Origin of the sequence: Pseudoalteromonas aurantia (assembly GCF_005886875.1) — a bacterium.
Taxonomy (GTDB): domain Bacteria; phylum Pseudomonadota; class Gammaproteobacteria; order Enterobacterales; family Alteromonadaceae; genus Pseudoalteromonas; species Pseudoalteromonas aurantia_A.
This window is the reverse complement of record NZ_PNBY01000159.1, coordinates 1-4,433: the sequence shown is the minus strand read 5'-3', so window position 1 is coordinate 4,433 and position 4,433 is coordinate 1. Positions and strand designations below refer to the sequence as shown.

1 protein-coding gene is annotated in these 4,433 nt (G+C 39.5%); it reads left to right on the top strand.

Translation table 11 applies throughout. The features are described from left to right. Window positions 1-735: 735 nt before the first annotated feature. Window positions 736-4,433: type I polyketide synthase (locus CWC18_RS20175; RefSeq protein WP_138675988.1), on the top strand; the 3,698-nt coding region annotated here is incomplete at its 3' end.

Genomic DNA, 4,433 nt, shown 5'->3' with positions numbered 1-4,433 from the left:
ACCTTTACCTTTACCTTTACGGTGACATTACTTGTTTACAGTTTTATTTTGCTTACAGAATGTTAATGGATTGTTTATTTTAGGGTGGGTAAAAGGTTTAGAGGGGTAGCGTGAATTAATATTGGGGAAAATAGCAGGTGAGTGGATTTTTAGAGGTTGAATAATTCTCATTGTATTTTATTTTTTTGTTGTGTAACTTGTTGTATTTAAATGTTTTTAATTTATTTTAAATATAATCTTTTTTATATCTTTAATTATTTATCCTTTACTTTCAATGGTTTATTTATTCTTGTTTGCTTTTTTTCTTTGGTAAAAGAAAGGAAAAAGAACACTGACTTTCTAATGATAAGGTTGTATGTGATTTTTCAGTTTTATTAAGCTTCTGTATTTAATAGTTTTTTTAATTTTACCTCTGCTTTTTTTTGTTATTTCTACCCATTGTAAGCTCTGTAATTTGTATGTAATTGTATATTTTATGGGTAATTAAAATATTCATATGCTAACTCCATAAAAATACATGGAATTTTTTATTATATAAAAAAGTTCATATTTCACGTCTTTATTTTGTAAACAAAAAATGGTTTGATATGTAACAACTGTTAAACGATTGTTGTTCCAGGGTGGTATTTTGATTTCGTTTAATTTAGGTGTTTTTACAATGCATAAATTAAACAGTTTTGTGATCAAGATTGGAATTTTTTGACTTCACTAATTTTTATAAAAAGGACGAGTGATATGGTCACCAAGAAGTCGCCTACAAAAGCTAAAGCTAATCTAAAACGAAAAGTGAATACGGATAGCAAAACTAAGCCGTATGAGGATGAACCAATCGCCATTGTAGGCATGGCGAGCCAATTTCCAGATGCTGATAATCTGTTTGATTTTTGGAGTAATATTTGCCAGAAAAAAGATTCGATGACGAGTGTCGACGAAAAGGATAATATGACGTATTGGGATAAAGATGCTTTCTATGATCCAAACCCCAGCAAAGTTGATAAAACCTATATGTTTAAAGCAGGTTTCATCAAGCCCATCGAGTTTGATCCCGTTGAGTTTAAAATCCCCCCTGTATTGATTGAATCAATAAGTACTGCACAATTATTCGCATTACATGTTGCCAAAAAAGCCATAGAAGATGCTAATTTACTTAAAGAAAGTAGTTCGTTAGACCGCAGTAAAGTCGGCGTTATTTTAGGTGGTGCTGGTAACGGTAATACCGCTTTTTCTTTGCTAGCTCGTAACCAAACACCTATGGTCCGCAGTGCCATGGTAAGTAAGGGAATACCAGGTGAAGTCATTGATAGTGTCGTTGACAAGCTTAACGAATGCTATATTGGGTGGAATGAAGATAGCTTCCCTGGTTTCTTAGGTAATGTGGCTTGTGGACGTATTGCTAGTTTCTTCGATTTTGGCGGTACTTCAAACATGGTTGACGCGGCTTGTGGTAGCAGTCATGCGGCGATCAAGTCGGCTGTCAATGAGTTAAGAATGGGAAGTTGTGATGCTGTACTAACTGGCGGTGTCAATTTAGAGAACTCTATATTTTCTTTCCTATGTTTCTCCAAAACGCCGGCGTTATCCAAAGCGGGCATTTGTCGACCGTTTGATGATAAAGCTGATGGCATGCTATTAGGTGATGGTGTGGGCTTAGTTGTTCTTAAACGTCTAAGTGATGCTGTTGCTAATGGCGATAGAATTTATTCTGTGATCAAATCAGTCGAAGCATCTAGTGATGGTAAGGCTAAAAGCGTCTTTGCACCTCGCGATCAAGGGCAAGTTTATGCACTAGAGCGAAGCTACGGTAGAACACCTATTTCTCCCGAAGACATTGAGCTTATTGAAGCTCATGGCACGGGCACTGCTTCTGGAGACGAAACCGAACTACGAAGTTTAGGTATGGTGTTTGGAAATTATGATATTGCACCACGCTCTATAGCAGTGGGTAGTATTAAATCACAAATCGGGCATGCAAGATGTGCTGCTGGTGCTGCTTCGTTGATTAAAGTGTCACAAGCACTGCATCATAAAGTATTACCCCCTACGATCAATGTGACAACACCTAATCAGTTTTTTTCAGATGATAATAATCCTTTTTATATCAGCGCAGAAGCTAGACCTTGGGTAAAAAGAGATGGAAACAAACCACGTTGTGCAGCAACCAGTGGATTTGGATTTGGTGGTACAAATTACCACATAATTCTGGAAGAGTTTCAAAATGAGCATACAGATGCTTATCGTCAATCTAACCTTCCTGAAGTTGTTGTTTTAAGTGCTGAGAGTCCACAACGATTACAACACATTGTAGAGCAAACCTTAACTGAGTGGCGCAGTGAAAACAACGTTATAAAATTTCGTGAACACTTAGAACAACAGCAAGTAGAAGTGGCAAAAAGTGAGGCACGCTTGACTTTATTGACGAGCGATGTCGGTCATGCAGCAAGTTTATTAGAAAAGGTATTGCCACTGCTTGTTAAACAGCCTACGGAAGAATTTGAACACCCAATGGGGGCTTTTTATCGTCCGAAAAGCTTGGTTGAAAGCAAGGACCAAGTTGCGGTGTTGTTCCCAGGTCAAGGTTCACAGTACTTAAATATGGCAAGGGATATGGCCATTGAGTACCCTGAATTTAGAGACTCGTTGCATATTGCCGATATAGCAGCTGTCAAAAAACTGAATGAAAGGCTTTCGACGACGGTTTATCCTGTGCCTGTTTTTTGTGAAGAGCAAGAGCAAGTCTTACACAATAAACTACGCCAAACAGAGTTTACTCAACCCGCTCTTGGGGCAGTATCAGCGTCTTACTATAAAACACTATGTAATATGGGATTGAATGTTACGCGTTTTGCTGGACATAGCTATGGCGAGTTAACAGCCCTGTGGGCGGCTGGTGCAATGACAGAGGATCAACTTTATCTCGCTTCTGTTGAGCGTGCATTATCAATGGCTGGTTCTCTAGAAGGTAAAAATGAAAAAGGCGTAATGTACGCTGTGGAAGCCGATGGTGCTGTGGTTGAGTCGGTGCTCGCTGGCTACAAAAACCTAGTAGTTGCGAACTTTAATTCACCGCTACAAACGGTATTTGCCGGTGCGCAAAATGAAGCTGAACAGGCTGCACAAAAGTTTGCTGAAAAACAGTTAAAATGTCAGAAGTTAAATGTCGATGCTGCATTTCATTCTCCTTACATAGCAGAGGCTCAGGGCTCGTTTGCTGAAGTATTGAAGTCATTTCCTTTCAAATCACCAAAGCACCCAGTTTATGCGAATACGACAGCGAAACCCTATAGTAATCAGCCAGCTCAAATACGCGAGACATTGTCTTCACAATTAACTAGTTCGGTGAAGTTTGTTGAATTAGTTGAACAAATGTATGTCGATGGTGTTCGAGTATTTATCGAAGTTGGTCCTAAAGGTGTATTAAGCAATTTAGTTAAAAATATTCTCGGTGATAAACCATTTGCTGTTGTACCTGTTAACCCATCTTCTTCCGCACCCGCAGTATCTCAATTTTATAAAGCGGTTGCACAAATGCTTTCATTGGGAGTCGAGCTTAAACAGATAGATAAATATCGGTTAAGACAACCTTTGCCAAGTAAGCCATCAGTAATGGCGATTACACTGGACGGTGGTAATTACGCGACACCCAAACGTAGAGAGGTGATGGAAAAGCTCAGGGAAACGGACGATCACTTAATTAAAGCATATGTCGATGAACAAGCAGAACAGCAGCTTGCGCAAGCACAAACAAAGCTGGCAAAGACAATTGCTCAAAAGGATCAAGAACTTAAACAATTACGATTAGCAAACCAAGATTTAGAGCAACAGTTAGAGCAAAAATTGCAAGAGGTAAAATGGGTTTCTAACCAAGTTGTGAACTCTAATCATGCATCTTCAAATTTAACTCATAATCAGATAACAAGGGAATTGACCATGTCTCAAAATGACACAAACGCACAGTTCGGCGCCGTTGCTGGACAACTACAAGCTCAACAGCAATTAAGCGATGTACATAGCCAATTTCAGGCGAATCAACAGCAGTACTTAACTATGCTAACGTCAGTTATCAATCATCAACAAAACGCTTTGAGTGAGTTTAGAAGCCATGACAGCTTTAACCAAGTGCTAGGTCATATCGATAACACATTGTCAGTACTTGAGAAAAACCAAACACTTTATCATGTAAATCACGAACAATATTTCAGAAGTCAGCAGGCTTTACTAGGCCAAGTTGACCATAGTCATGAAGTCACTGCCGCGTCATCGATAGCACAAGCGCCAGTAGCACAAGCGCCAGTAGCACAAGCGCCAGTAGCACAAGCGCCAGTAGCACAAGCACCAGTAGCACAAGCGCCAGTAGCACAAGCGCCAGTAGCACAAGCGCCAGTAGCACAAGCGCCAATAGCACAAGCGCCAGTAGCACAAGCGCCAGTAGCACA